Raw genomic sequence first — 25,740 nt, 5'->3', positions numbered from 1 at the left:
AGGCGGCCGGCACCGTCGCGACGGTGATCATCGGCTGAGCATCGGCATCAGGTAGTACGTCAGCTCCACCTCCCCGGGCTCGGCGGCCCGCAGGACACAGGCCCGCATCCCCGGCTGGATCGCCAGCGTCACCCGCTCGCCCGCGAACGCCGCCAGCGCGTCGAGCAGATACCGGGCCTGGAACGAAGGCGACGTCCGGCCGCCGCTGATCTCTGCCTTCAGCGTCTCCTCCGCTTCGCCCGTGTTCTGACGGGCGCTTGCCAGGAGGACCTGGGCGTCGCCGACCTCCAGGGTCAGCACCCGGCGGTCCTCCGCGTACACCCCGACGCGGCGGACCGCTGCCGCCAGGGCGTCCGCCTCCACTGACACTGTTGTGTCCGTCGCGCCCGAGGCGATCGACTCCTCCGACAGGAAGCCCGCGTCCAGCACCGCCGTGGCGACCAGGCCGCCTCGCCAGCTCAGCCCGAAGCGGCCCGGGCCGAGGTGGAGCCCGACGTTGCCGCTCGCTTGGCGCGCCGCCTCGGACAGCAGGGCCGCTGGGACCAGGACGTCCAGCGCGCCCGGTGTGCGCAGCGGCAGCCGCGCCACCGCCATCCGGTAGCGGTCCGACGCCGTCAACGTCAGCCGGGAGCCGGCCGCCTGGACCCGGACGCCCGTGAACAGCGGGAGCGGGTCGTCCTTCGCCGCCGTTCCCGCGACGATCCGCAGCGCCGGCGCGAACGCCGAGCCATCCACTTCGGCCACGCGGACCGGCGGGTCGGCAGCGGCAAGAGCGTCCGGCAGCAGTGGCAGCGCGAACCGGGCGTTGTCCAGCCGCAACGCCAGGCGGCTGCCTTCGACGACCAAGCGCACCGACTCGGCGTCGAGCACCTTCAGCGTCTCGGCCAGTGGTGCCGCGGGGACGACGACCGAGCCGTCCGTGTGCGTGGTCGCCGGGCAGTCGAACCGGACGGCGAGATCCGGGTCGCTCCCGGCGACCGTCAGCCCGGCCGCGTCCGCGTGCAGGCGAAGCCCGGCGCGGGCCGGCAGCAGGCGCGACGCGGCGGAGACGGCCGCCGAGAGGCGGTGGGCAGGCGCTGTGACGTCCATGCCCGCAAGCTAGCGGCCGGCACCGACAAAAACCGGAAACCTAGGCGTTGACCAGCTCAGGCACCGGAGCGGACTGGGGCGTCCGGACCGTGCCGCGCAACAGCCACACGACCAGCGCGAGCACCACCCCGGCCACGCTCGCCGCCAGGAACGCCGCGCCCGGCCCGGCGTGCTCGACGACGTACCCGCTGACCGACTGGTCCATGGCCAGCCCCAGCGTCACGGCGGTGAGCACCCAGCCGAAGGCCTCCGCCGCCGTCCCGGCCGGCGCGACCACCTCGATCGCCGCCGAGTGGGCCGTCGACTGCGGTGTGATCAACGCGCCCGCCAGCAGCATCATCAGCGCCAGGCCCCACAGCGACGACGGCCACGCGAGCAGCGCCACCAGCGCCCCGAAGCCGCCGAGCAGCACCGGCAGCCGCAGTCCCATCCGCCGCGGCCACGGCCGCAGGCTGTACGCGACGCCGAACGCGACCGAGCTCAGCGACCACACCGACAGCAGCAAGCCACCCACGGACGCCTGGCCCGCTTCCGTGGCCGACGCCGGCACGGCGACCTCGACGAACCCGATCACGACGCCGAAGCCGAGCGCGGCGAGCGCGAGTGTCCGCATGCCCGGGCTCGCCAGCGCGCCCAGCAGCGACCCGTGCGAGCCGGACGACGGACCCCACGCCCGCACGGCCGGGCTCAACGCGAACAGCACCGCGCCGGTGCACTGCAGCACGACGCCCAGCACCAGGCCGGTCCCCGCCCACGGCGCCATGACCAGCAGCCCGGCCACACCGGGGCCGAGGATGAAGAAGACCTCCATGCTGATCGCCTCGTACGAGAACGCGGCGTTGCGCGCGCCACCCGGGGGCAGCAGCCGTCCCCACAGCGCCCGCGACGCCGACCCGACCATCGGTTCCGTCAGCCCGGTGACCGCGCCGAGCGCGACCAGCACGGGGGTCGCGGCGTGCGACTCGATGGCCGTGACCAAGGCGGTCATCGCCATCGTCAGCAGGAGCGCGACGGTCAGCAGTGGCCGGGTCGGCCCGAACCGGTCGATCAGCCTGCCCTGCACCACGGCGCCGACCGACACACCGACGAGTGAACCGGCCGAGACGAGCCCGGCGATCGCGAAGGAACCGGTCTCGCGCTGGACGTAGAGCAGGGCCGAAATGCCGATCATGGCGATCGGCAGGCGGGCGAGCACGGACGCGACGGCGGGCCGCCGGGCCGCCCTGGTCGTCAGCGCGGTGCGGTAATCGGCAAGGGACGTGCGGCTTTCGTGGTTCGAGGCAGACTGGGACACGAGAACCAGTATGCCGCAGAATGGTACGTCAGTACCAGTTATTTCCGGGTCGTGTGTGTCACCATCGACCGGGAAGTCGATCTTGGTTCGGCGCCGGAGGTCTCGATCGGGTAACACCGGGGATATTCTCTGTGGACTCCTGCAACGAAACGGCCCAGGCGGCGTCCTTGAGAGTGAATGGCCTTGAATTCGTGGGTATGGGCCGTGATGGTTGAACAACAGCAGAAAAACCCAACTCCCTCCGGCACGCGGGTCGGGGCCTGGCCCGGAGGGTGGGGAGCGCGGATCGTCGGGGGATGGTCCGCGCGACAACGAGGAGCCGGTGCGCCACGTCGGGGGTGGCGCCCGGCTCTTCGTTATGTGAAGACGCCGTCATGAAGGCAGCATCATGAAGAAACATCATGAAGAAACACAGAAGGCCCCTCGGCAAGCCGAGGGGCCTTCTGTCGTGAAGAGGACTAGCGGGCCCGGCGGGCCAGCCGCTCCGGGTCGAGGATGAGCACGCTCTTGCCCTCGAGCCGCAGCCAGCCGCGGTGGGCGAAGTCGGCGAGCGCCTTGTTGACGGTCTCGCGGGAGGCGCCGACGTACTGGGCGATCTCCTCCTGCGTCAGGTCGTGCGTGACCCGCAGCAGGCCCGCCTCCTGGCTGCCGAACCGCTGCGCGAGCTGCAGCAGTGCCCGCGCCACGCGACCCGGGACGTCGGTGAAGATCAGCTCCGCGACCATGTTGTTCGTCCGGCGCAGACGGCGCGCGACCACGCGCAGCAGCTGTTCCGCTATCTCCGGGCGGGTCGAGATCCACTGGCGCAGGGCCGGGCGGTCCATGGTGACCGCGCGGACCTCGGTGACCGTGGTCGCGCTCGACGTCCGGGGGCCGGGGTCGAAGATGGACAGCTCGCCGAACATGTCCGACGGGCCGAAGATGCCCAGCAGGTTCTCGCGGCCGTCCGGGGACTTGCGCCCGATCTTCACCTTGCCGGACTGGATGATGTACAGCTTGTCGCCGGGCTCGCCCTCGTTGAAGATGACATGGCCGCGGGGGAACTCCACGGATTCCAAGGTCTGGGCCAGCGCCTCCGCCGCTGCCGGCTCCACACCCTGGAAAATGCCCGCACGGGCCAGGGTTTCGTCCACCTCGGGTGCCTCCTCGTCGAGAAACGATCACGCTCCCCCTTGGCTGGAGGAGCGTGACGCCGATCACTTGCGCGTCAGTCTAGGGCGTACTCCCGAGATCGCTCGCCGGACTCGCACATGGCGGAAACGATCTCGTTCGAACGTGGAGCCTAACTCCGCACGCGACGCGCGCGTAGCCTGGCTGCCCGTCCGCCCAGCCTACGCAGCCGGAACAGCTCCAGCGCGCGGCCGATGCCGTGCCCGTAGAGCGCTCTGACCTCGTTGGGCTGCGCCTGCTCGAGGAACTCTTCGACCTCGTTCTCCTGCACCGCGACGTGCTTGAGCCTGCTCTCCACCCGCTCCATGAACAGCGCGAAGAACATGATCACCAGGGGGACCAGGATGACGAACCAGACAGTCATGACCGGACCCCGAAACACTCGATGAAAAGCATCTACTCCAGATCCTCGCTCATGGCGGCCGGAAAACGCGCCGAGGTGGTGCTCTGGCGTGTCGGTCGTCCACCGGTGCAGTGCCCGGCTCGTCCGACGGCGCCCGTAGGCTATCGGGGTGCCACCTGCCACCACGAACGCCCCCCGTGAGGGCGCTGGTGAAAGCCGGTTAGCTCTGGTGAGACGCGCCAGGCGGATGAAGCGTTGCTTGGACGACGTGTATCCGGACGCCCACTGTGAGCTCGACTTCACCACGCCGCTGGAACTGCTGGTCGCGGTCGTGCTGTCCGCGCAGACGACCGACGTCCGGGTGAACCTCGTCACGCCCGCGCTGTTCAAGCGCTACCGGACCGCCGCCGACTACGCGGGCGCCGACCGCACCGAACTCGAGGAGTACCTCCGGAGCACCGGCTTCTACCGGGCCAAGGCGAACTCCGTGATGGGGCTCGGCGCGGCGCTGGTCGAGCGCTTCGACGGCGAGGTCCCGAACAAGCTGGCCGACCTGGTCACCCTGCCCGGCGTCGGCCGCAAGACGGCCAACGTCGTCCTCGGCAACGCCTTCGACGTCCCGGGCATCACCGTCGACACCCACTTCGGCCGGCTGGTCCGGCGCTGGGGCTGGACGGCGGAGGAGGACCCGGTCAAGGTCGAGCACGTGGTCGGCGAGCTGATCCCCCGCAAGGAGTGGACGATGCTCTCGCACCGGGTGATCTTCCACGGCCGCCGCGTCTGCCACGCCAAGAAGCCGGCCTGCGGCGCCTGCCCGCTGGCCAAGGACTGCCCGTCGTACGGCACCGGCCCGACCGGGTTCGAGGAAGCCGCGAAGCTGGTCAAAGGCGTCGAAAAGGACCACATCCTGGCGCTGGTGGCGCCCCGGTGACGAGAGTCACCAAGTGGGCACTGGCCGCTGCCGTGCTGGCCGTGGCGCTGATCGTCGCGCTGCTGCCGCGCGGAGGTGACGACACCGCCGCGAAGCCGTCCGGCGACCTCGCGCCCGCCCGGTCCGCGGCGGCGCTCCAGCCGTGCCCGGCGCCGGGCACGGCGCAGCCGGTGAAGCAGCTCGAAGGGATCACGGCGGATTGCCTGGGCGACGGCGCGAGCGTCGACGTCGGCAAGGCCCTCGCCGGCGCCCCGGTGCTGGTCAACGTGTGGGCGTCGTGGTGCGAGCCGTGCCGGACCGAGCTGCCCGTGCTCCAGGAGTACGCGAAACAGCCAGGGGCGGTGCGCGTCCTCGGCGTCCAGGTGCAGAGCCCGGCGAAGGACGGCTTGAACCTCCTCGCCCGGCTGGGCGTGCACCTACCGTCGGTGTTCGACGGGGACGGGCAGAGCGGGCCCGTCCGGACGGCGCTGAAGGTGCCTTCGTCGCTCCCGGCGTCGTATCTGGTCACCGCCGCGGGCGAGGTGCGGTTCATCGCGAATCCACGCACGTTCGTGAACACTGACCAGGTGCGCGCGGCAGTCGAGGGGGCATCGTGATCGGACCACTGGTCGAGCCGGAGTCGGTTCCGGAGTGGCTCCGGCCGCTGGTCAAGGTGAGCGGCGAAGTCGATTCGAAGACCTTCACGCGGTTCAGCCCGCCCGAAGACGCCTACACGCGGCCCGCCGCGGTGCTCATCCTCTTCGGCGAACGCGAAGCCGACGGCGAGCCGGACGTCCTCCTGCAGCGCCGCGCCGACACGCTGGGCTCGCACGCCGGGCAGGTCGCCTTCCCGGGCGGCGGCGCCGAGGATGGCGACGGCGGCCCGGTCGGCACCGCGCTGCGCGAGGCCGAGGAAGAGACCGGGGTGGTCCCGTCCGGGGTCCGGCCGGTCGCGGTGCTGCCGGAGCTGTTCGTCCCGGTGTCGAAGTTCGCCGTGACGCCGGTGCTGGCGCACTGGGCGGAGCCGTCGCCGGTGCACGCGGTCGACCCGGGGGAGACGGCGTCCGTCGCCCGCGTCGCCATCGCCGACCTGGCCGACCCGGCCAACCGGTTCACGGTCAAGAAGGCAGGCATGCCGTGGAAGGGGCCGGCCTTCGAGGTCGGCGGGCTCTTCGTCTGGGGGTTCACCGCCGGGTTGCTTTCGGTCCTCCTGAGCCTGGGAGGCTGGGAGCGCGAATGGGACCCGGGCGACGTCCGGGACCTCGACGAAGCGCTCGCGGCGTTCAAGGCACGGCTGGTGGGGAAGGAATGACACGGTGAACTGGGTCGATGTACTGGTGCTGCTGCTGGCCGTGCTGGCGGCGGTGTCCGGCGCATACCAGGGCGTGATCATCGCGCTGCCGTCGCTCGTCGGCGTCGTGCTCGGCGCGGTCGCCGGCGTCAAGCTCGCGCCGGTGGTGGTCTCGTTCTTCGACGACCCCGTCTGGAAGGTGGCCTTCGCGGTGGCGACGGTGGTCTTCCTGGTCGCCTTCGGCGAGGCGATCGGCGTCTACGTGGGCCGGCGGCTGCGGCAGAAGATCAACCCGGACAAGCTCTCCGGCATCGACAAGACGCTCGGCGCGGTCGTGCAGGCCCTGGTCGTGTTCGTGGTGGCGTGGCTGATCGCGACGCCGCTGACCACCGTGTCCAGCCTGCCGTGGCTACCGAAGGCGATCAACAACTCGGTGGTGCTCGGCAAGGTCAACGACGCGATGCCCGAGGCCGCGCAGGGCTTTCCGAACGAGCTGCGCAAGCTCCTCGACGCCTCCGGCTTCCCGTCGATCCTGCCCCCGTTCCAGAAGGCTCCGACGGCCGACACCTCGCCGCCGGATCCCGCGCTGCAGCGCAGCGGAATCGTCCAGCAGCTGCACGGCAGCGTGGTCAAGATCCGCGGCACCGCCAGTTCGTGCTCGCGGTCGCTCGAGGGCAGCGGGTTCGTCGTCGCGCCGCAGCGGGTGATGACGAACGCGCACGTCGTGGCCGGAACCGACACCGTCGGCATCGAGACGACCCAGGGCGACTACCCGGCCCACGTCGTCTACTTCGACCCCGAGGTCGACATCGCCGTGCTCGACGTGCCGCGGCTGCGGGCCCCGGCACTGCAGTTCGCGCCGGAGACGGCCAAGGCGGGCGACAGCGCGATCGTCCTCGGCTACCCGCTCGACGGCCCGTACCGGGCGACACCGGCCCGCGTGCGCGGCCGGATCAACCTGCGCGGCCCGGACATCTACGAGGCGAACACCGTGCAGCGGGACGTCTTCACGGTCCGTGCCGAAATCCGCAGCGGCAACTCGGGCGGTCCGATGGTGACCCCGGACGGCCGGGTCATCGGCGTCGTGTTCGGCGCGGCGGTGGAGGACCCGGAGACCGGCTTCACGCTGACGGCCGAGCAGGTGCGCGCCGAGGTGGACGCGGCCCCGTCGCAGACGGTGGACGCGTCGACCGGCTCCTGCGCGGCCTAGCGCCCGAACCGCAGCGCGAGCCCGTCCAGCAGCGCCCGCATGCCCAGTTCGAAGATGTCGTCGAGCACCAGGTCGTAGCCGGTTTCGGTCAGGTCGGCGAGCATCCTGGCGAACGTCGGGTGCCCGGCCGCCATCGCCGTCACCGCGGGGCCCTGGTGGTCCATCCAGTCCTCTTCGGTCAGCCCGGACGACGCCAGCGCGTTCTGCTCGCGCTCCAGGTGGACAGCCATGCCCTGGACGTGGCTGAAGAACAGGACGTGCAGGTTGCACAGCGTCGCGGCGTCGACGCCGAGTTCGGCCAGCGCGGACAATGCCCACTCGCCGTGCGTGGCGAGGTTGCGCAGCGGTAGCGGACGCGTGATCGGGCCGAGCTGCGCCAGCCACGGGTGACGCCGGAAGAGCGACCAGAGCGTGCGGCCGCCGAGGGTCAGCCGTTCGCGCCAGTCGCCGGACGGCTTCGCCGGGTAGCCGCGCTCGCCGAACGCGGCGTCGGCCATGAGCAGCACCAGTTCGTCCTTGCCGCGCACGTACCGGTACGGCGCCATCGCCGCGACCCCGAGGCGGGCCGCGACCCCGCGCATGGACAGCGCGCCGAGACCCTCGGTGTCGGCGATGGCGATGGCGGTCCGCACGAGCTGCTCCCGCGTCAGCCCGCGCCGCCCGCCGCGGTGCTCCCGGCCCGCGACGACCGTGCCGGACCGAGGCTCCGCGTGCACCAGGCCCTCCTGGCCCAACAGGGCGAGTGCCTTCGCGGCCGTCGCCATCGCGACGCCGTGGTCGGTGGCGAGCCGCCTGGTCGACGGGACTCGCGCGCCCGGCGGCAGATCGCCGCGCGCGATCCGGCCCCGCAGCTCGTCGGCGATGGCTAAGTACTTCACGATGGCCCCCTGACCTAGTACAGCGAGCCATCTGTACTAGTACAGAAATGGCATTGGAGCTGCATGGACTCCATGGTAGTGCACAACAGCGTACAACTCTGGAGGAAACATGCGGAACGTCCTGATCTCCGGCGCCGGTGTCGCCGGCGGCACCTTGGCCTGGTTCCTGGCGCGCCAGGGCTTCACCGTGACCGTGGTGGAGCGGGCGCCCGGCCCGCGCACCGGCGGCCAGGCGATCGACGTGCGCGGCGCCGCGCTCGACGTCGTCGGCGAACTGGGACTCGGCGACCGGATGCGCGCGCTGCGGACCCGGATGCGCGGAATGTCCATGGTGGACGGTGATGGCCACGAACTGTTCCGCTCGGAGGAGCACACCTTCAGCAGCGGCCGGCTGGACAGCGCCGACTTCGAGATCCTGCGCGACGACGTCGTCGCGATGCTGCTGGAGGCACCCGGCGTCGAATACGTCTTCGGCGACTCCATCACCGCCTTGACCGAGGAGGCGCACGGTGTGCGCGTCGACTTCGAGCGCGGCGGCTTCCGGACGTTCGACCTGGTCGTCGGGGCGGACGGCCTGCACTCGGCGGTGCGGCGGCTGGCCTTCGGCCCGGAGGAGGACTTCACCCGCCACCTCGGGCAGTACCTGGCGATCTTCCCGACGGCCAACTTCCTGGGGCTCGAGGACTGGCAGGTCTGGTTCCGGCACGAGCACACCGGCGGCGTGGCCTACCCCGTCCGGAACAACACCGAGCTCCGCGTGACCCTCGGCTTCGGTTCGGATCCGCTGCCGCGCATGGCCGTTCCGGAACAGAAGCGGCTGATCGCCGAGCGGCTCGCCGGGGTCGGCTGGGAGGTGCCGAAACTGCTGGAGGCGATGGCCGACGCGGACGTGTTCTACTTCGACGCCATGGCCCAGATCCACCTCGACCGCTGGTCGGCGGGACGGGTCGTGCTGGTCGGCGATGCCGGATACTGCGCGTCGGCGCTGTCCGGACAGGGGACGAGCCTCGCGCTCGTCGGCGCGTACGTGCTGGCTCAGGAGCTCGGCCGCGCGGCCCACGAAGACGCCTTCGCGGCTTACGAGCGGCGGATGCGGCCCTTTGTCGCGCTCAACCAGGCGCTGGCCACCGAAAACCCCGAAGGACCGGCGGCGGAGGAGTCGGTGGAGCGGGCGAAGAACGCCATCAGTCTCGCTTGAGGAAGTCCACCAGGGCCGCCGACGTGCGGTCCGGCACCTCGAGATGGGGGAAGTGCCCGACGCCCGGCCAGAACTCCGGCTCGGCGTGCGGGCCCGCCCAGCGCACCGACGACGTCGCCGTTTCGGGCAGGATGCAGGTGTCGTCGGCGCCGTGCAGCTGCAGGGTCGGCGCAGTGATCCGGGTGCCGACGGCGTCGGTGAACCGGCGGCCTTCGCCGCGGAACTGGGCGCGGAAGGCCCAGCGGTAGTACTCGAGCGCGCTGTGCGCGACGCCGGGCACGAGCATCGCCTGCCGGAACGCCTCGACGCTCTCGGTGAAGTCCGAAGTGGACCGCCAGCGGTGGCCGGCCCAGCCGCCGAACAGGTCCTCGACGGCCTTCGCCTCCTCCTTGAGCAGCCACTTCTCCGGGGCCATCGGCACCTGGAAGCGGAACAGGTGCCCGGCCGCACGGCCCTGCCCACGCCACGGGCGGACCGACGAGCGCAGCGCGAGGGGGTGGGCGGCGCCGATCGCCGTCACCGACGCCACGAGCCGCGGGTGCAGGGCCGCGACCGTCCAGGCGAGCATGCCGCCCCACGCGTGCCCGACGAGGTGCGCGCGGCGCGCCCCGAGCGACTTGATCAGCCCGCCGACGTCACCGGCCAGCGTCCACGCGTCGTAGCCGCGGGGCGGCTTGTCCGAGTCGCCGTAGCCGCGCAGGTCGACGGCGACCGCGCGGAAGCCGGCTTCGGCCAGTGCCCCCAGCTGGTGGTGCCAGGTCCACCAGAACTCGGCGAACCCGTGCAGCAGCACCACGACGGGTCCGTCGCCGAGCTCGGCGACGTGCAGGCGGATGCCGTTCGCGGACACGTCGCGATGGACCCACGGACCGTCGATCCGGACGATCGACGGGTCGGGGGACGCGTGCAACGAAGAGACTCAGTCGCGCGTGGTCGTCAAGTCGGCTTCGGGCGCGCGCTGCGGCTTGAGCGCGGCGGCGGTCTCCTTGACGCTGGCGATCGTCCGCTCGGGTGCTTTGAACTTCTTCACCTTGCGGTAGCCGAGGAAGCCGGCCACCGCCGCGACCGCCCACATCAGCAGGAGCACGACGCCGAACGCGCCCCAGCGGTGGAGGCCCCGGAACCACTCGGCCAGGCCCTCGGACAGGAAGAAAAAGAGGAAGAACGTGCTGTACAGGACGACCGTCAGTGCGATCATGAAGTAGACGGCCCCCTTGAGGCCCTTCTTCACCTCGCCGATCAGCTCGGACTTCGCGAGCTCCATCTCGGCCCGGACGAGGGTCGAGATGTGCTGGGTCGCGTCGCCGACCAGGCGGCCGATCGACTGGTCACCGGGGACGTCGGTGGCGGAGGACAGCGGGAGGTAAGGCACGGCCCCCACGCCGTCGGGGCCGATGCGTTCGTGCTTGGGGCTGCTCACCGGGTCATCGTGCCATGTGGCCCGAAACCGGGCGCGGCGGCGTCACAGTGTGTCGGAGATTTGCGCGTGAACCTTGCTGCGACGGAGTAGCAGGGCCGCCGCCAGGAGGGACGCCGTCGCCGATGCGATCAGCACCGCGGCCTTGGCCAGTTCACTCGTCTCACCGGGCAGCGCGAGCTCGGCGATCAGCAGGCTGACGGTGAACCCGACCCCGCCGAGCACGGACAACGCGACCAGGTCCCGCCAGCCCATCCCGCGCGGCTTCTCGGCCACGCGCAGCTTCACGGCGAGCAGGCTGGCCCCGAGGATGCCGACGACCTTGCCGCCGAGCAGCCCGGCGAGCACCGCCAGCGGCAACGCCGTCGTGAAGACCGCGCCCAGCGCGTCGCCGTCGAGCGAGATCCCGGCCGCGAAGAGCGCGAACACCGGCACGGCGACGGCGGCCGACCACGGCTGGAGCCGGTGTTCGAGCCGCAGCGCCGGAGCTTCGGCCTCGCCTTCGTCGGCGCGGACGCGGGTGAGCAGGCCCAGCGCGACGCCGGCGATCGTCGCGTGGATGCCCGCCGAGTGCACCGCGACCCAGGTGACCAGCGCCAGGGGCACGTACAGCCACGGCGTCCGGACCCGGCGGTGCTGCAGGAACGCGTACAGCGCGAGCGCCACGACGGCGACGGCCACCGCGACCAGGTCGAAGCCCGTCGTGAACAGCACGGCGATGACGACGATCGCGCCGAGGTCGTCCACCACGGCCAGCGACAGCAGGAAGACCCGCGCGCTGGAGGGCAGGTTCGACGCGGTCAGCGCGAGGACGCCGAGCGCGAACGCGATGTCCGTGGCGACCGGGATCGCCCACGCCCGGTCGATCCCCGGCGTCCCCCAGCCGACGGCCAGCGCGACGAGCGCGGGCACGACCATGCCGCCGATCGCGGCGACGACCGGCAGCACCGCCTGCTTGAAGCGCGACAGCTCGCCGATGACGAGTTCGCGCTTGAGTTCGAGCCCGGCGACGAAGAAGAACAGGGCGAGGAGGCCGTCCTTCGCCCAGTCGCCGAGCGTCAGGTTCAGGTGGAGGAACTCCGGGCCGAGCCGGAAGTCGCGCAGGGCGTGGTAGCTGTCCCGCAGCGGCGAGTTGGCCCAGAGCAGCGCGACCCCGCTCGCGCCGAGCAGGATCAACCCGCCGGTCGTTTCGGTGCGCAGGTAGCGGGCGAACTCGGTCAAGGGACGGGTCACGGGCGGCTCCGGGGTCGCTGATCACTGTTGCCGACCAGGCTTCCCGGCGCACCTTGACGTCACTTTAACTGCCCTTTGTCACGGAATGTCATGACCGCTGTCACACGTCGTGCCGGTGGCAGGTAACACGGTGGGCTCATAGCATGCCAACCAACAACGAAGTCCCCGGACAAAGGAATGACGAGAGTCGTGAGCACCTCAACCGAGGTCCAGCAGGACACGAGGTTCTTCGGGCACCCACGAGGACTGGCGAACCTCTTCGGCGTGGAGATGTGGGAGCGGTTCTCCTACTACGGGATGCTCGGCATCCTGCCGATCTACCTCTACTACAAGGTCGAACAGGGCGGCCTGGGCCTGGCGCAGGAATCGGCGCTCGGCATCGTCGGCGCGTACGGCGGCCTGGTGTACCTCTCCGCCGTCGTCGGCGCGTGGGTGGCCGACCGCCTGCTCGGCTCGGAACGCACGCTCTTTTACAGCGCCGTGCTGATCATGATCGGCCACGTCAGCCTGGCTCTGCTGCCGGGCCTGGCCGGCATCGGCGTCGGCCTGGTGTGCGTCGCGGTCGGCAGCGGCGGGCTGAAGTCCAACGCGACGGCGATCGTCGGCACGCTCTACGCCGAAGGCGACGAGCGGCGCGACGCCGGTTTCACGATCTTCTACATGGGGATCAACCTCGGAGGCTTCGTCGGTCCGCTGCTGACCGGGCTCGCGCAGACCGAGGTCGGCTTCCACCTCGGCTTCGGCCTCGCCGCGATCGGGATGGCGCTCGGCCTCGGCCAGTACGCGATCGGCCGGAAGAACCTCGGCGAGAAGGCCAAGGAGGTGCCGAACCCGCTGCCGTCGTCGCAGCGCCTGCCGGCCGTCGGGGCCACCGTCGTGCTGGTCGCCGCGATCGTGGCGCTGGTGCTGACCGGCGTGGTCAACCCGGGCAACCTGGCCGACGTCGTCGTCATCGTGGTCGGCGTGATCTCGGTGAGCTACTTCCTCGTCATCCTGACCAGCCGCAAGATCACCTCGGACGAGCGCAGCCGGGTCTTTTCGTTCATCCCGATGTTCATCGCCAGCGCGGTGTTCTTCTCGCTGTACCAGCAGCAGTTCACGGTCGTCGCGGCCTACACCGACCAGCGGCTGAACCGGAGCCTGTTCGGCTGGGAGCTGCCGGTGCCCTGGGTCAACTCGATCAACCCGGTGTTCATCATCGTGTTCGCCCCGGTGCTGGCGGCGCTGTGGACGAAGCTCGGCGAGCGCCAGCCGTCGACGCCGATGAAGTTCGTCCTCGGCACGGTGCTGATGGGCGCGGCATTCCTGCTGTTCCTGCCGATGGTGGGCAGCGGCAAGAACGCGAGCCCGATGCTCGCGCTGGTCGGCATCCTGTTCGTCTTCACGATCGCCGAGCTCTGCCTCTCGCCGGTCGGGCTGTCGCTGTCGACGAAGCTCGCGCCGGAAGCGTTCCGGACGCAGATGGTCGCGCTGAACTTCCTGTCGATCTCGTTCGGCACGGCGATGTCCGGCAAGCTCGCCGAGTACTACTCGGTCGACGACGAAGCGCCGTACTTCGGCACGGTCGGCGGGGTCGCCATCGGCGTCGGCGTGGTGCTGTTCCTGGGCATCCCCTTCATCCGCAAGCTGATGAAGGGCGTCCATTAGCCCACGGTGACCCCGAAGATCACCCCGACGAAGTAGGTCACGACCATGGTGAGGGCGCCGACGCCGACGTTCCGGAAGATGGCGCGCCGCACGTTCGCGTCGCCGAGCCTCGCGCTGACCCACCCGGTCAGCGTGAGGCCGACGACGACCGCGGCGGCGCACGCCCACACCCGCAGGGAGACGCCGGCCCAGGCGATCGAGAGGATCGGCAGCAGCGCACCGACCGAGAAGGCGAGCAGCGACGCCCACGCGGCCTGCCACGGGCTGGTCAGGTTGTCCGGATCGATGCCCAGCTCGGCCTCGGCGTGCGCGTGCAGGGCGTCCTTTTCGGTCAGCTCGCGGGCGACCTGGCTCGCCAGCTCCGGCGAAAGGCCCTTGTCTTCGTAGATCTCGGCGAGCTCGCGCTCCTCGGCCTCCGGCATGGCCTTGAGTTCCTGCGTTTCGAGCCGGAGCAAGGCCTGTTCGGTGTCGCGCTGGGTGCTCACGGAGACGTATTCCCCACCGGCCATGGAAAAGGCACCGGCGACGAGCCCGGCGATTCCGGCGGTGAGGATCGTCGTGTTTTCGGTGGTCGCCCCGGCCACGCCGACGACGATCCCGGCGACCGACACGATCCCGTCGTTCGCCCCGAGAACCCCGGCCCGCAGCCAGTTCAGCTTGCCGCCAACGCCCTGGTGTGGTTCGTGGGCGTGCTCCACGGCATCCCCGTCGATCGTTTCGGTCACCAGGACAGTGAAACACGAACGAGGAATCGTGGCGAGACCTGCCATTTCAGTCAGGTGCGCCTAAATAACACATGCCTTACCTAAGCCGGTCCTCTGTGGACTTCCGGCTTCCGGGCGGCTTACCCGGAAAAGGCGGAAACGCCCGGCCCCGCCAAACGCGGACCCGGGCGCTTCCTGAAATGAAGCTCAGCCTTCGGTGAAGCTCAGCCGTCGAGCTCGGCGAGGGCCTGCTTGGCCTTCTCGAGCTCGGCCTCCAAGGCGGCGACCTTCGCGGCCTGCGCCTCGCGGGCCTGGTTGATCACCTCGTCGATCGGGCCGGACAGGTCCGCGTGCAGCTCCTTCGCCGCGCGCGAGACCGCCGCGGCGGGGATCTCCAGACCCTTCGCGACCCACTTGCTGCCGTTCTTCAGCTCGGCCTGCCACTCGCCGTCGGCGGTGCCGGTGACGGTCAGGATCAGCTCGACCGTGCGGGTCTTCTTCGCCGTCGACGCGGTCGCACCCTTCGGGCGGCCGCGCTTGGGCTTGGGGGCCTCGTCCTCGGCGGGCTCGGGCGAGCCCTCCGGGGAGGGGGACGCGGACTCGGTGACGGTCGCCTCGGCGGGGGAGACCTCCGGAGCCGGGGCTTCGGCCGTTTCCTCGTCGTGCGTCAGGACATCCACGGTCATCGTCGTGTCGTCTCCTTGCCCGGGAAGGGGGTGTGGTTCGCGGCACAGCGTAGAACATGCGTTCGAGCCGCGCCACTCGGGGTGTCATGACAGAGCCCTCCCAGCTCGAAACCGGAAGGGCCCTGACGGGGTGAACGCTAGCTCACTCCTCCGACTTGCCCGACTTCAGGCCCGACGAGATCAGGTCCATCACCGATGAGTCGGCCAACGTGGTGACGTCGCCGACCTGCCGGTTCTCGGCGACGTCGCGCAGCAGGCGGCGCATGATCTTGCCCGAGCGCGTCTTCGGCAGCTCCGGCACGACCATGATCTGCCGCGGCTTCGCGATCGGCCCGATCTCCTTCGCGACGTGGTTGCGCAGCGCCTGGATGGCCTCCTCGCCACCGTCCACCGCGTTGCCGCGGAGGATGACGAACGCGACGATGCCCTGGCCGGTCGTCGGGTCGGTCGCGCCGACGACCGCGGCCTCGGCCACCGTCGGGTGCGAGACCAGCGCCGACTCGACCTCGGTCGTCGAGATGCGGTGGCCGGACACGTTCATCACGTCGTCGACGCGGCCGAGCAGCCAGACGTCGCCGTCGTTGTCGTACTTCGCGCCGTCGCCGGCGAAGTAGAAGCCCTGGTCCTTGAAGCGCGACCAGTACGTGTCGCGGAAGCGTTCCTCGTCGCCCCAGACGCCCCGCAGCATCGACGGCCACGGCTTGTCGAGCACCAGGTACCCGCCGCCGCCCGGGCCGACTTCGTTGCCCTGGTCGTCGACGACCTTCGCGGAGATGCCCGGCAGCGCCTTCTGCGCCGAGCCCGGCTTGGTCGAGGTGACGCCCGGCAGCGGCGAGATCATGATCGCGCCGGTTTCGGTCTGCCACCACGTGTCGACGATCGGGGTCTTGCCCGCGCCGATGTTCTCGCGGTACCAGATCCACGCCTCGGGGTTGATCGGCTCGCCGACCGAACCCAGCACCCGCAGCGACGAGAGGTCGTACTTCTCCGGGATCTCCGCGCCCCACTTCATGAACGTGCGGATCAGCGTCGGCGCCGTGTAGTAGAGGGAGACCTTGTACTTCTGGACGATCTCCCAGTGCCGCCCCTCGTGCGGGGTGTTCGGCGTGCCTTCGTAGACGACCTGCGTGACGCGGTTGGCGAGCGGGCCGTAGACGATGTAGCTGTGGCCGGTGATCCAGCCGATGTCCGCGGTGCACCAGTAGACGTCCTCGCCGGCCTTGTGGTCGAAGACGTTGTGGTGCGTGTACGCCGTCTGCGTCAGGTAGCCGCCGGAGGTGTGCAGAATGCCCTTCGGCTTCCCGGTCGTGCCGGACGTGTAAAGGATGAACAGCGGGTGCTCGCTGTCGAACGCCTCGGGAGTGTGCTCTTCGGACTGTCCGTCCACGAGCTCGTGCCACCACAGGTCGCGGCCGTCGGTCCACGGCACGTCGCCTTCGAGCTTGTCGCCCGTGCGCTTGACGACGATGACCTTCTCGACGGTCTCGGCGCCTTCGAGCGCTTCGTCGACGTTGGCCTTCATCGGCGCGGCCTTGCCGCGGCGGAACTGGCCGTCGGAGGTGATGACGACCTTCGCGGCGGCGTCGTCGACGCGGGCACGCAGCGCCGTCGGGGAGAAGCCGCCGAAGACGACGTTGTGCAGCACGCCGATCCGCGCGCACGCGAGCATCGCGAAGATGGCCTCGGGGACCATCTGCAGCTGGATCGCGACGACGTCGCCGGCGGTGACGCCCAGCGACACGAGTGCGTTGGCGGCCCGGGAAACCTCGGTCTTCAGCTCGGCGTAGGTGATGTCCCGGGTGTCACCCGGCTCGCCGACCCAGTGGATCGCGACCTGGTCGCCGTGGCCGGACTCGACGTGCCGGTCGACGCAGTTGTACGCGACGTTCAGCTTGCCGCCCACGAACCACTTCGCGAACGGTGCATTGGTCCAGTCCAGTACCGTGGTCCACTTCGTGTCCCACGTCAGCCGCTCGGCCTGCTTCGCCCAGAACGCTTCGCGATCGGCATCCGCCTCGGCGTAGAGGTCGGCCTTCGCGTTGGCCTGGCCAGCGAATTCGTCGCTGGGCGGGAAGGTGCGGCTCTCGGTGAGCAGGTTGTCCAGGGCTGGGGACTGCTCGGTCATGGTGCAAGGCCTCCTGTAGTGCGCCGAAACGACGGCTAGCGGCACGCTAGCGACGTTAGTCCGCCTTGTAAAAGGTTGCACCCACGTGGCTCGGCCGGTTCACCGTGGCAGGCGAGCGGCGGTGACTAAGCGTTCGTTCAGCCGTGCCTTCGCCGCAGGCCACTCGGGCGCCAGCATCGAATAGGTGACGGTGTCGCGCGAGGAACCGTCCGGCCGGATCCGGTGCGCACGCAGCACGCCTTCGCGAAGCGCGCCAAGCCGTTCGATGGCGCGTTGCGAGCGCAGGTTGCGGATGTCGGTCTCCCAGGCGACCCGTTGCGCGCCAAGGGTTTCGAACGCGTGGCCGAGCAGGAGCAGCTTCGACTCGGTGTTCAGCCCGGTGCGCTGCCAGTCCGCGCCGATCCAGGTGTGCCCGATCGACAGGATCCGGTGCTTCTCGACGACCTGGTAGTACGACGTCGTCCCGGCGACGCGCCCGGAGGCGGCGTCGAGTTGCGCGAAGGGCCGCCGGTCGGGGTCGGCGAGCGCCTGCTCGACCAGCCGTTCGGCGGCCGGGACGTCCGCGGGCTGCCGGGTGCTCAGCCACGCCCAGATGCCCGGGTCGGTGCCGGCTTCGAACAGGCCCTTGGCGTGCTCGCGGGTCAACGGCTCCAGGCGGACGTGCTCGCCGGACAGGGTCGGGAGGGTGCTCCAGTCGCTCACGGGATCACCGTAAAGCCGATAATGGCCGTCTCTGATAGCCAATTTTCGAGCATCTTCAGGTACCACTTCCCCGTTGCCTATGCTCGGCGGACCACGACGAAGGGCGAGATCGATGGCCGAAGAGCGGGAAGAGCTGAGCTGGGAGCTGTTCGGCACGGCGAGCCGTGAACTGGCTCACACCATCGCCGAAGACGGCTTCGCGCCGGACCTCATCCTGTCCATCGCCCGCGGCGGGCTCTTCGTCGCCGGCGCGCTCGGCTACGCGCTCGACGTGAAGAACCTGCACGTGATGAACGTCGAGTTCTACACCGGCGTCGACCAGCGCCTCGACTTGCCGGTGATGCTGCCGCCGGTGCCCAACCTCGTCGACCTCACGAGCAAGAAGGTGCTCATCGCCGACGATGTCGCCGACACCGGCGCCACGCTCAAGCTGGTCCGCGACTTCTGCCTCGAGCACGTCGCCGAGGTGCGTTCGGCGGTCGTCTACGAGAAGCCGCATTCGACGGTCAAGTGCGAGTACGTCTGGCGGCACACCGAAAAGTGGATCAACTTCCCGTGGTCGGTCCTGCCGCCCGTGGTCCGGCGCGAAGGACAGGTGCTCGACGCATGACTGATCCGCTCAAGCCTCTGCTCGACCTCGAAGGCGTCGCCGCGGCGGCGAAGTCCGCGCAGGACGCCGTCTTCGCGGTCCACCGTCTCCCGGCCAACCTCCGCGGCGGTGCGGCGACGGCGGCGGAGGCGTCGGTGCGGGCCGCCCGCGCGTCCGCCGGCATCGAGGGTGCGAACCCCGAACTGCCCGCGGACGGCGCGGTCGCCGACCCGGTCCTCGCGGGCGCGCTGCGCGTCGCGGAGACGCTGGAGTCGCTGCTGCCGACCTGGCGCCGCGCGCCGATGCAGGCCTTGGCGCGGCTGCACGTCCTGGCCGCGGCGGACCTCGTCGACCACCCGGATGCGTTGGGGCGCCCGCATTCCGGCGGCGGCCGTCTCGAACTGCTCGCCCAGCTGGTGACCGGCGCGACGTCGGTCCCCGGCCCGGTCCTGACGGCCGTGGTGCACGGGGAACTGCTGTCGCTCAAGCCGTTCGGCAGCGCGGACGGCGTCGTCGCGCGAGCGGCCGCGCGGCTGACGATGGTCGCGTCCGGTTTGGACCCGAAGTCGTTGAGCGTGCCCGAAGTCGCGTTCTTCCGGCGTGTCCCGCAGTACCTGGCGGCGTCGGACGGCTTCGCGAGCGGGACGCCCGAAGGCGTCCGCGCGTGGTTGCTCTTCTGCTGCGAAGCGTTCGAAGCCGGTGCGCGCGAAGCGAAGAGCATTTCGGACGCAGCTTCCTAAGGCTTGAGCACGATCTTGCCGTGGGTGTGCCGCCTCTCCAGTTCGCGGAAGGCGTCCCGGACCCGCTCCAGGGGATAGGTGCGGGCGATCGGTACTTCGAGCTGTCCGCGCGCGGCGAGCCGGGCCAGCTCGCCGACCACGACCGCGCAGGCCGCCGAACCTTCGCCGTCGGTACGGGCGCCGACCCGTGCCGCGGCCGCCCAGTCGCGGATCGTGTCGATCCGCTCGGGCCGCACGCCCAGCTCGATCGCCAGCTCGACGTAGCCCTCGCCGAACGTGTCGATGAACGCGTCGACCCTGCCGCCGGAGACCTGCCGGATCCGCTCGGCCACGCCACTCCCGTACTCGATCGGGGTGACGCCGTGACCGGCCAGCCAGGCGTGGTTCCGCTCGCTCGCCAGCCCGATCACCGTGGCGCCGCGCCGCCGGGCCAGCTGCACGGCGAGGGAGCCGACACCGCCTGCCGCCCCCGACACGACGACCGTGTCGCCCGGTTCGAGGTCGACCGCGAAGACCGCGGCATACGCGGTCGTGCCCGCCACGGCCAACGACCCGGCCACCTCCCAGGACAGCCCCTTCGGACGCGGGGTCAGCCGGACGTCTTCGACCACGACGAACTCCGCGTGACTCGCCCTCTCGTGGGTGAAGCCGATGACTTCGTCGCCCACCGCGACCCCGCGCACCTCCGGACCGGTCTCGACGACGACGCCGGCCAGGTCGGTGCCCTGCCCGGAGGGGAACGTCGCCGGCCAGCGCCCGTGCCGGGCGCCCTGCCGGATCATCGTCTCGCCGGGCTGGATCCCGGCCGCGCGGACCTCGACCAGCACCTGCCCGGGGCCGGGCACCGGACGCGCCACCTCCGCCACCCGCAGGACGTCGATCCCGCCGTACTCGTGGAACCGCACCGCCTTCATCTGTGCTCCTTTCGTCCCCTCGACCGTGCCGCTTCGCGGCCGGCCCGGGAACGGAGCGGTCTGCCTAGGACCGGCGGTCCGAGGCTGCGCCCGGTGAACGGTGCTATCCATGGACACATGGGAATGCAGCGCGCCGACCTCGCCGGCTTCCTGCGCCGGTCCCGCGAACGGCTGGGCCCGCGGGACGTCGGACTGGTCGAGGGACCGCGGCGGCGTACGCCGGGCCTGCGCCGGGAGGAGGTCGCGGCCCTCGCCGGGATGTCGCCCGACTACTACATGCGGCTCGAGCAGGCCAGAAGCCCGCAGCCGTCCGGGCAGCTGCTGGCCGCGCTGGCGCGGGCCCTGCGGCTGACCGAGGACGAGCGCGACCACCTGTACCTGCTCGCCGGGCACCGCCCGCCGGAGGGCACGCGGGCGGGCGAGCACCTGCGGCCGGGCCTGCTGTACCTGCTCGACCGGCTCGACGGCGTCCCGGTCCAGGTGCTGAGCGACCTCGGTGACCTGCTGGCGCAGAACGACCTGGCGCTGGCGTTGTTCGGCTGCGTCTGCTCGGTGGCCGCCGGCGACCGCAACGTCGTGCTGCGCTGGTTCACCGAGCCGGCCGTGCGGGACCACTTCGCGGCCGAGGAGCACGAGGAGCACGGCCGGGAGCTGGTCGCCGACCTGCGTGCCGCGGTGGCCCACCGCGGCGGCGACACGGCGTCCCGCGCGCTGGTCGCGCGGCTGCGCACGGCCAGCGCCGAGTTCACGGCGCTGTGGGACCGGCACGAGGTCGCGGTCCGCCGGGCCCACCGCTACCGGCTGGTGCACCCCGAGCTGGGCACGATCGAGTTCGACTGCGAAGTGCTGGCGACGCCCGCGACGGACCAGCGGCTGCGGATCTTCACCCCGCCGCCCGGGGGCACCGACGCCCTGGACATGCTGCGCGTCCTCGGCCCGCAGCACCGGTGCGTCACGACAGTTCCGCCGAGCCGGAGTTCATGAAGCAGCTAGGCGAGGACGGCGTCCAGCAGCCCGGGAAACCGCGCCTGCACGTCTTCGCGGCGTAGTTCGACCCAGCGCGTCCGGCCTTCGACGAACGTCGTCGTCAAACCGGCTTCGCGCAGTACGCGCCAGTGGTGCGAGAGCGTCGGTGCGGTGATGTCGACGTCGTACTCGCCGAGCGCGCAGCTGCGCGGCTCGATCACCTTCGCCAGTTCGCGCACCAGTTCCAGGCGCACGGGGTCGGCGAGCGCTTGCAGCACCGGCACGATCTCGATCGCCTCGCGCGCCGGCTGCGGCAGTGTCCGGGCCACGACCTTCCCTTCGACTATTTGACAACAATCGAAGTGTACCCCCATCATGGGCCACATGACGATTCGACGATCATCTAATGATCGGCTGGGGGTCCTGCTCGTCCTCGCGGTGGGCACGTTCACTGTCGGCACCGACGCGTTCGTGCTCAACGGCCTGCTGCCGGCCATCGCCGCCGACCTGCACGTGACGGAGTCCGTCGCGGGCCAGCTGACCACGGTCTTTGCCCTGACGTACGCGATCGCGTCGCCGCTCATCGCCGCGTTCACCGGTGACTGGGACCGCCGGTGGCTGCTGGCGGGCGGCATGGCGCTGTTCACCGCCGGCATGGCCGGGCAGGCGCTCGGCACGTCGTTCGCGGTGGTCGCCCTCGCGCGGTTGCTCGCGGCGATCGGCGCGGCCGCCTTCCAGTCCAACGCCTACGTCCTCGCCGGCGCACTCTCGTCCGAAGCACGCCGTGGCCGCGCGCTCGCCACGGTCGCCGCCGGGATGAGCGTGTCGATGGTGCTGGGCGTCCCGATCGGCGTGCTGGCCGGGACCTGGTTCGGCTGGCGCGCGGTGATGTGGGGGATCGGGGTGGTCGCGGTGGTCGTCGCGGCGCTGATCCCGGTCATCCCCGAGGTCCGGCTGCCCGCGGCCGGGCTGCGCGCGCGGCTCGAGGTGGTCCGCCGGCGCCCGGTCGCCCGGGTCCTGCTCGTGACGATCTCCGGCACGCTCGCCGGCTTCACCGTGTTCGTCTACCTGCCGGTGCTGGTCGCGCCGGTTGCGACCGGCGCCGTGCTGTCGTGGGTGCTGGTCGGGTCCGGGCTCGGCCAGGTGATCGGGACGACCGTCACCGGGCGCGCCACCGACCGCTTCGGCCCGGCCCGCGTCCTCGCGCTTTCGCTGGCGGGCACCGCGGTGGTGCTCGCCGTCCTGGACCTGGCCGTGCGGTCCCTGCCCGGCACGCTGCTGCTCGCGCTCTTCTCGGGTGTCTTCGGCGGAATGCTGATGGTGCCGCAGCAACACCGGCTGTTCACGCTCGCGCCGGACGCTCCGACCGTCGCATTGGGACTGAACGGCTCCGCGATCTACGTCGGTGGCGCACTCGGCTCGGCACTGGGCGGGGTCGTGCTCGCCGCCGCGGGGCCGGCTTGGGTCGGGCCGGTCGGCGCGCTCGCCGCCGTCGCCGCGCTGGGCGCCGCTCTCAGGTCAGCTTCGCCGACCACTTCTCCTCGATCCGCCCGAACCGCCACACCGCCAGCGCGATGACCCAGGTCAGCACGAACAACCCGACGATCCCGAAGCCGACGTAGTCGAGGTCGACCGACGCGATCGCGGCCAGCGGACCCGACGTGATGTCCAGCTGCTCGGCCAGGATCGACACCAGTTCGATGGTCCCGACGACCAGTGCCACCGCGATCGACAGCGCGGTCACCGTGATGTTGTAGAAGATCTTGCGCACCGGTTTCGCGAACGCCCAGCCGTAGGCGAAGTTCATGAAGCAGCCATCCGCCGTGTCGAACAGGGTCATCCCGGCGGCGAACAGGACCGGCAGCACGAGGATCGCGTACCACGGCAGCGCGAACGTCGCGGCGCCCGCGGCGAGCACGAGCAGCCCGATTTCGGTCGCAGTGTCGAAGCCCAGCCCGAACAGCAGCCCGACCGGATAGATGTGCCACGGCTTGCGCACGGCCTTCGTCGCACCGCGCAGCAACCGGTTCAGCACGCCGCGGTTGTCCAGCTGGCGTTCGAGCGCGGCTTCGTCGAACTCGCCGTGGCGCATCTTTTTGAAGACTCGCAGGATCCCGACGAGCACCACGAGGTTGAGGATCGCGATCACGTACAGGAACACGCCGGACACCGACGTCCCGATCAGGCCGGTGGTTTCGTGCAACGCCGAGGAGCCGTCCTCGACCGGCCCGGCGAGCGCGCGGACGCCGAGGGAGAGCAGGAAGCACAGCGCGAAGACGACCGTCGAGTGCCCGAGCGAGAACCAGAACCCGACCGACAGCGGCCGCCGTCCGTCGGCCATCAGCTTGCGCGTGGTGCCGTCGATCGCGGCGATGTGGTCGGCGTCGAACGCGTGCCGCATGCCCAGCGTGAACGCGGTTACGCCGAGGCCGATCCCGAACACGCCGGACGTGCCCAGCGCGTAGTGGTGCGGCGCGACGAACGCCGTGAGCACGCCCCAGCCCACGACGTTCAGCAGCAGGACGAACCCGGCCATCCCGCCGATCGACACCCACTCGCGGCGCGACAGCCCACGCCGCGAGTCCTCGCCCGTGTCCCTCACACCTGAGAGGTTAGACAGATGAACAGATAAAGGTCTAGCTTGCCCGCACGCGGACCAGGTCCAGCGCCTTGCGCACGTGCCCGCCCGACACGTGCAGCGCCTTCGCCGCGCTCTTGACGTCCTCGCCGGAGAGCAGGTGCACCAGCGCCACCTTGAGGTCGCCCCCGGCCTCGGTCAGTGCGTCCGAGCAGTCCGCCATCGTCATGCCGGTGGCTTCCTGCAGGATCCGGATGGTCCGGCCGCGCAGCTTCGCGTTGGTGGCCCGCATGCTGACCATCAGGTTGGAGTAGGTCCGGCCGAGCTTGATCATCGTCGCCGTGGAGAACGACGTCAGGATCATCTTCTGCGCCGTGCCCGCCTTCATCCGGGTCGAGCCGGCGATCGCCTCCGGGCCGGTGTCGACGGCGATGAGCACGTCCACCCCGGCGGGCTTGGCGGCCTTGGCGTTGCCCGAGACCAGCCCGGTCCGGGCGCCCTGGCGCGACGCCGCGAGCAGCGCACCCAGCACGTACGGCGTCCTGCCCGACGCCGTCAGCCCCAGCACGAAGTCACCCGGCTGCACCATCGCCGCCATCTCGGCGGCCCCGGCCGCCGAGTCGTCCTCCGCGTTTTCGACGGCCTGGCGCAGCGCGCGCTCGCCGCCGGCGTGGTGCGCGATGAACCAGTCGCCCGGCACGTTGAACGTCGGCACGAGCTCGGCCGCGTCCAGGGTGGCCAGGCGCCCGGACGTGCCCGCGCCGACGTAGTGCACCCGGCCCCCGGCCCGCAGCGCGTCCACCGCGTAGTCCACCGCGCGCGCCACCTGGGGCAGCACGGCGGCGACGGCACCGGGGACCGTGCGGTCCTCGGCGTTGATCGCGCCCAGGATCCCCGCGGTGGACATCAGGTCGATGTCCGTGGTGCGGGGATTGCGGGTCTCGGTCGGCGAATCGACGTGCACCGCTTGCACGGGGACGGTCATCATGCGCCTCACATTTTCGTCGGTCATTACTTGCCGGTTTCCCGCGGACGGCGACGACCGTCCGGCCTGACCCCCAAGCGGTGCGAGCCGACTGCGTCCCTCGTCGCGTCCAGGGCGTTGACCGACGCGTCCATGTGCCGCTGGGCGACGCCGATGAACAGGCAGTCGATGACGGTCAGCTGGGCGATGCGGCTTGCCGTGGCGCCCGAACGGAAGGTGGTTTCCCGCGCCGCGGTGGTCAAAACGTGGTCGGCGACCTCGGTGATCGGCGAGCGCGGGAAGTTCGTCACGGCGATGGTGTTCGCGCCGTGCTCGCGCGCCACGCGCAGCGCCTCGACGGTGTCGGTGGTCGCGCCGGTGTGCGAGACGCCGATCGCGACGTCACCGGGGCTCAGCACCGCGGCCGAGGTGAGCATGATGTGCGTGTCCGACCACGCGAAGCACACGCGGCCGATGCGGTGCAGCTTCTGCTGCAGGTCGGCGGCGACGAACGCGCTGGCGCCCACGCCGTAGACGTCCACCCGGCCGGCGTTCGCGACGACCTCGATCACGCGCTGCAGCGTGGCGACGTCGAGCTGGTCGGCCGTCTCCTCGACGGCCCGCGCGTCGGCGAAGCTGACCTTGCCGATCACGGCGGCCAGGTCGTCCTCCGGGCCGATCTCGCCGCCGAGGTTGCGCGTGGTCCGCGCCTCGGTGCGGGCGGTGTCCGCGGCCAGCGCGATGCGCAGCTGCGGGTACCCGCCGACGCCGACGGCCTTGCAGAACCGCGTCACCGTGGTCTCGCTCGTGTTGGCGGCCAGGGCCACCTCGGTGATGCTGCGCCGCGCCACGTGCGCGGGATCTTCCAGCACCACCTTGGCCACGCGCTGTTCGGCGCGGGCCAGACCGGGGAGCAGGGACCGGATCCGCACCAGCGGGCTGGAGTCGGCGTCTCGCACGGCCGTCTGGACCGATACGGGCTCGGACGGTGCCGGGCCGACTACGGATTCGGTATCACTCACCGTCGGAAAGTTACTAACCGTTGGCATTTGCGACAAGGCTACCCACACCCTTCGGTACGATCGCAACCCG

General features: G+C 70.8%; 27 protein-coding genes. 10 read left to right on the top strand and 17 right to left on the bottom strand.

Annotated features, from left to right (window positions below; all coding sequences use genetic code 11):
* Positions 1–27 precede the first annotated feature (27 nt).
* The 4 genes from A3CE_RS0120805 to A3CE_RS0120790 all read right to left on the bottom strand — a co-directional run bounded on the left by A3CE_RS0120805 (position 28) and on the right by A3CE_RS0120790 (position 3,917).
* Positions 28–1,089, bottom strand: coding sequence for a DNA polymerase III subunit beta (locus A3CE_RS0120805; protein ID WP_020642042.1), 1,062 nt, complete (start codon positions 1,087–1,089; stop codon positions 28–30).
* A 40-nt stretch (positions 1,090–1,129) separates the two neighbouring features.
* The gene (locus A3CE_RS0120800; protein ID WP_020642041.1) at positions 1,130–2,383 is read right to left on the bottom strand and encodes an MFS transporter; all 1,254 of its coding nucleotides are present in this window, start codon (positions 2,381–2,383) and stop codon (positions 1,130–1,132) included.
* Positions 2,384–2,841: 458 nt separating this feature from the next.
* Positions 2,842–3,516 (bottom strand): Crp/Fnr family transcriptional regulator, encoded by a 675-nt coding sequence (locus tag A3CE_RS0120795; protein ID WP_003081747.1) that lies wholly within the window; start codon positions 3,514–3,516, stop codon positions 2,842–2,844.
* 149 nt (positions 3,517–3,665) lie between these two features.
* On the bottom strand, positions 3,666–3,917 hold the full coding sequence (locus tag A3CE_RS0120790) for a hypothetical protein (protein WP_013230551.1): 252 nt from the start codon (positions 3,915–3,917) through the stop codon (positions 3,666–3,668).
* A gap of 226 nt (positions 3,918–4,143) precedes the next feature.
* On the opposite strand from A3CE_RS0120790, the gene nth reads away from it, so the two are divergent.
* Genes nth through A3CE_RS0120770 form a run of 4 tightly spaced genes read left to right on the top strand, consistent with a single transcriptional unit; the run spans position 4,144 to position 7,307 of the window.
* Positions 4,144–4,827 carry an endonuclease III gene (gene nth, locus A3CE_RS0120785; RefSeq protein ID WP_026468693.1) on the top strand — a complete coding sequence of 228 codons (684 nt, stop codon included), beginning with the start codon at positions 4,144–4,146 and terminating at the stop codon, positions 4,825–4,827.
* Complete coding sequence (locus A3CE_RS0120780) at positions 4,824–5,423, top strand: TlpA family protein disulfide reductase (protein ID WP_020642038.1); 600 nt, start codon at positions 4,824–4,826, stop codon at positions 5,421–5,423. The genes nth and A3CE_RS0120780 overlap by 4 nt, the downstream gene beginning before the upstream one ends.
* Positions 5,420–6,118 (top strand): NUDIX hydrolase, encoded by a 699-nt coding sequence (locus A3CE_RS0120775; protein WP_020642037.1) that lies wholly within the window; start codon positions 5,420–5,422, stop codon positions 6,116–6,118. Before A3CE_RS0120780 ends, A3CE_RS0120775 begins: the two co-directional genes overlap by 4 nt.
* A 4-nt stretch (positions 6,119–6,122) precedes the next feature.
* On the top strand, positions 6,123–7,307 hold the full coding sequence (locus tag A3CE_RS0120770; protein ID WP_020642036.1) for a MarP family serine protease: 1,185 nt from the start codon (positions 6,123–6,125) through the stop codon (positions 7,305–7,307).
* Here A3CE_RS0120770 and A3CE_RS0120765 read toward each other — a convergent pair.
* Positions 7,304–8,185, bottom strand: a complete 882-nt coding sequence (locus A3CE_RS0120765) for a TetR/AcrR family transcriptional regulator (RefSeq protein WP_020642035.1) — start codon at positions 8,183–8,185, stop codon at positions 7,304–7,306. The two genes, A3CE_RS0120770 and A3CE_RS0120765, sit on opposite strands and share 4 nt — an antisense overlap.
* A 109-nt stretch (positions 8,186–8,294) precedes the next feature.
* On the opposite strand from A3CE_RS0120765, the gene A3CE_RS0120760 reads away from it, so the two are divergent.
* Positions 8,295–9,383 carry an FAD-dependent monooxygenase gene (locus A3CE_RS0120760; protein WP_020642034.1) on the top strand — a complete coding sequence of 363 codons (1,089 nt, stop codon included), beginning with the start codon at positions 8,295–8,297 and terminating at the stop codon, positions 9,381–9,383.
* Here A3CE_RS0120760 and A3CE_RS0120755 read toward each other — a convergent pair.
* The 3 genes from A3CE_RS0120755 to nhaA are packed head-to-tail and all read right to left on the bottom strand — an operon-like array spanning position 9,370 to position 12,033.
* On the bottom strand, positions 9,370–10,293 hold the full coding sequence (locus A3CE_RS0120755) for an alpha/beta fold hydrolase (protein WP_020642033.1): 924 nt from the start codon (positions 10,291–10,293) through the stop codon (positions 9,370–9,372). The two genes, A3CE_RS0120760 and A3CE_RS0120755, sit on opposite strands and share 14 nt — an antisense overlap.
* A gap of 9 nt (positions 10,294–10,302) precedes the next feature.
* A complete protein-coding gene (locus tag A3CE_RS0120750; protein WP_020642032.1) occupies positions 10,303–10,803 on the bottom strand; it encodes a phage holin family protein in 501 nt (166 codons plus the stop codon).
* Between the two features lie 42 nt (positions 10,804–10,845).
* Complete coding sequence (gene nhaA, locus A3CE_RS0120745) at positions 10,846–12,033, bottom strand: Na+/H+ antiporter NhaA (protein ID WP_026468692.1); 1,188 nt, start codon at positions 12,031–12,033, stop codon at positions 10,846–10,848.
* Between the two features lie 189 nt (positions 12,034–12,222).
* On the opposite strand from nhaA, the gene A3CE_RS0120740 reads away from it, so the two are divergent.
* Entirely contained in the window at positions 12,223–13,680 is a 1,458-nt protein-coding gene (locus tag A3CE_RS0120740) for a peptide MFS transporter (RefSeq protein WP_020642030.1), read from the top strand.
* On the opposite strand, the gene A3CE_RS0120735 is transcribed toward A3CE_RS0120740, so the two are convergent.
* The 4 genes from A3CE_RS0120735 to A3CE_RS0120720 all read right to left on the bottom strand — a co-directional run bounded on the left by A3CE_RS0120735 (position 13,677) and on the right by A3CE_RS0120720 (position 17,897).
* Complete coding sequence (locus tag A3CE_RS0120735) at positions 13,677–14,405, bottom strand: VIT1/CCC1 transporter family protein (protein ID WP_020642029.1); 729 nt, start codon at positions 14,403–14,405, stop codon at positions 13,677–13,679. The genes A3CE_RS0120740 and A3CE_RS0120735 overlap by 4 nt on opposite strands.
* Positions 14,406–14,608: 203 nt before the next feature.
* The gene (locus A3CE_RS0120730; protein ID WP_020642028.1) at positions 14,609–15,070 is read right to left on the bottom strand and encodes a DUF6319 family protein; all 462 of its coding nucleotides are present in this window, start codon (positions 15,068–15,070) and stop codon (positions 14,609–14,611) included.
* A gap of 142 nt (positions 15,071–15,212) precedes the next feature.
* Complete coding sequence (acs, locus tag A3CE_RS0120725) at positions 15,213–17,195, bottom strand: acetate--CoA ligase (protein WP_020642027.1); 1,983 nt, start codon at positions 17,193–17,195, stop codon at positions 15,213–15,215.
* 99 nt (positions 17,196–17,294) lie between these two features.
* The gene (locus A3CE_RS0120720) at positions 17,295–17,897 is read right to left on the bottom strand and encodes a GNAT family N-acetyltransferase (RefSeq protein ID WP_020642026.1); all 603 of its coding nucleotides are present in this window, start codon (positions 17,895–17,897) and stop codon (positions 17,295–17,297) included.
* Positions 17,898–18,009: 112 nt separating this feature from the next.
* On the opposite strand from A3CE_RS0120720, the gene A3CE_RS0120715 reads away from it, so the two are divergent.
* Both A3CE_RS0120715 and A3CE_RS0120710 read left to right on the top strand, forming a co-directional pair.
* Entirely contained in the window at positions 18,010–18,507 is a 498-nt protein-coding gene (locus tag A3CE_RS0120715; protein WP_020642025.1) for a phosphoribosyltransferase, read from the top strand.
* Positions 18,504–19,226 carry a Fic family protein gene (locus tag A3CE_RS0120710; RefSeq protein ID WP_020642024.1) on the top strand — a complete coding sequence of 241 codons (723 nt, stop codon included), beginning with the start codon at positions 18,504–18,506 and terminating at the stop codon, positions 19,224–19,226. Before A3CE_RS0120715 ends, A3CE_RS0120710 begins: the two co-directional genes overlap by 4 nt.
* Here the strand turns inward: A3CE_RS0120710 and A3CE_RS0120705 are convergent.
* Positions 19,223–20,140 carry an NADP-dependent oxidoreductase gene (locus A3CE_RS0120705; protein ID WP_020642023.1) on the bottom strand — a complete coding sequence of 306 codons (918 nt, stop codon included), beginning with the start codon at positions 20,138–20,140 and terminating at the stop codon, positions 19,223–19,225. The two genes, A3CE_RS0120710 and A3CE_RS0120705, sit on opposite strands and share 4 nt — an antisense overlap.
* Positions 20,141–20,263: 123 nt before the next feature.
* Here A3CE_RS0120705 and A3CE_RS0120700 point away from each other — a divergent pair, with 123 nt between their 5' ends.
* The gene (locus A3CE_RS0120700; RefSeq protein ID WP_020642022.1) at positions 20,264–21,124 is read left to right on the top strand and encodes a helix-turn-helix transcriptional regulator; all 861 of its coding nucleotides are present in this window, start codon (positions 20,264–20,266) and stop codon (positions 21,122–21,124) included.
* A gap of 5 nt (positions 21,125–21,129) precedes the next feature.
* Here the strand turns inward: A3CE_RS0120700 and A3CE_RS0120695 are convergent, their stop codons facing one another.
* Entirely contained in the window at positions 21,130–21,435 is a 306-nt protein-coding gene (locus tag A3CE_RS0120695) for an ArsR/SmtB family transcription factor (protein WP_020642021.1), read from the bottom strand.
* A gap of 55 nt (positions 21,436–21,490) precedes the next feature.
* Here A3CE_RS0120695 and A3CE_RS0120690 point away from each other — a divergent pair, with 55 nt between their 5' ends.
* Positions 21,491–22,684, top strand: coding sequence for an MFS transporter (locus tag A3CE_RS0120690; RefSeq protein WP_051183926.1), 1,194 nt, complete (start codon positions 21,491–21,493; stop codon positions 22,682–22,684).
* On the opposite strand, the gene nicT is transcribed toward A3CE_RS0120690, so the two are convergent.
* The 3 genes from nicT to A3CE_RS0120675 form a co-directional block, all read right to left on the bottom strand.
* On the bottom strand, positions 22,620–23,642 hold the full coding sequence (gene nicT / locus A3CE_RS0120685) for a Nickel transporter NicT (protein ID WP_245589812.1): 1,023 nt from the start codon (positions 23,640–23,642) through the stop codon (positions 22,620–22,622). The two genes, A3CE_RS0120690 and nicT, sit on opposite strands and share 65 nt — an antisense overlap.
* Before the next feature lie 100 nt (positions 23,643–23,742).
* On the bottom strand, positions 23,743–24,672 hold the full coding sequence (locus tag A3CE_RS0120680; protein WP_020642018.1) for an N-acetylmuramic acid 6-phosphate etherase: 930 nt from the start codon (positions 24,670–24,672) through the stop codon (positions 23,743–23,745).
* Positions 24,673–24,695: 23 nt separating this feature from the next.
* Positions 24,696–25,670, bottom strand: a complete 975-nt coding sequence (locus A3CE_RS0120675; protein ID WP_425387548.1) for a MurR/RpiR family transcriptional regulator — start codon at positions 25,668–25,670, stop codon at positions 24,696–24,698.
* Between the last annotated feature and the right edge of the window lie 70 nt (positions 25,671–25,740).

Origin of the sequence: Amycolatopsis balhimycina FH 1894 (assembly GCF_000384295.1) — a bacterium.
GTDB lineage: Bacteria > Actinomycetota > Actinomycetes > Mycobacteriales > Pseudonocardiaceae > Amycolatopsis > Amycolatopsis balhimycina.
The sequence above is the reverse complement of the archived record's forward strand: the minus strand, read 5'-3'. Positions and strand labels throughout refer to the sequence as shown.

Coding starts and splice junctions, on each gene's coding strand:
- A3CE_RS0120805 (WP_020642042.1), bottom strand. CDS start 1,089: ATGGACGTCACAGCGCCTGCCCACCGCCTCTCGGCGGCCGTCTCCGCC.
- A3CE_RS0120790 (WP_013230551.1), bottom strand. CDS start 3,917: ATGACTGTCTGGTTCGTCATCCTGGTCCCCCTGGTGATCATGTTCTTC.
- nth (WP_026468693.1), top strand. CDS start 4,144: ATGAAGCGTTGCTTGGACGACGTGTATCCGGACGCCCACTGTGAGCTC.
- A3CE_RS0120760 (WP_020642034.1), top strand. CDS start 8,295: ATGCGGAACGTCCTGATCTCCGGCGCCGGTGTCGCCGGCGGCACCTTG.
- A3CE_RS0120730 (WP_020642028.1), bottom strand. CDS start 15,070: ATGACCGTGGATGTCCTGACGCACGACGAGGAAACGGCCGAAGCCCCG.
- acs (WP_020642027.1), bottom strand. CDS start 17,195: ATGACCGAGCAGTCCCCAGCCCTGGACAACCTGCTCACCGAGAGCCGC.
- A3CE_RS0120715 (WP_020642025.1), top strand. CDS start 18,010: ATGGCCGAAGAGCGGGAAGAGCTGAGCTGGGAGCTGTTCGGCACGGCG.
- A3CE_RS0120710 (WP_020642024.1), top strand. CDS start 18,504: ATGACTGATCCGCTCAAGCCTCTGCTCGACCTCGAAGGCGTCGCCGCG.
- A3CE_RS0120705 (WP_020642023.1), bottom strand. CDS start 20,140: ATGAAGGCGGTGCGGTTCCACGAGTACGGCGGGATCGACGTCCTGCGG.
- A3CE_RS0120700 (WP_020642022.1), top strand. CDS start 20,264: ATGCAGCGCGCCGACCTCGCCGGCTTCCTGCGCCGGTCCCGCGAACGG.
- A3CE_RS0120690 (WP_051183926.1), top strand. CDS start 21,491: ATGACGATTCGACGATCATCTAATGATCGGCTGGGGGTCCTGCTCGTC.
- nicT (WP_245589812.1), bottom strand. CDS start 23,642: ATGGCCGGGTTCGTCCTGCTGCTGAACGTCGTGGGCTGGGGCGTGCTC.
- A3CE_RS0120680 (WP_020642018.1), bottom strand. CDS start 24,672: ATGATGACCGTCCCCGTGCAAGCGGTGCACGTCGATTCGCCGACCGAG.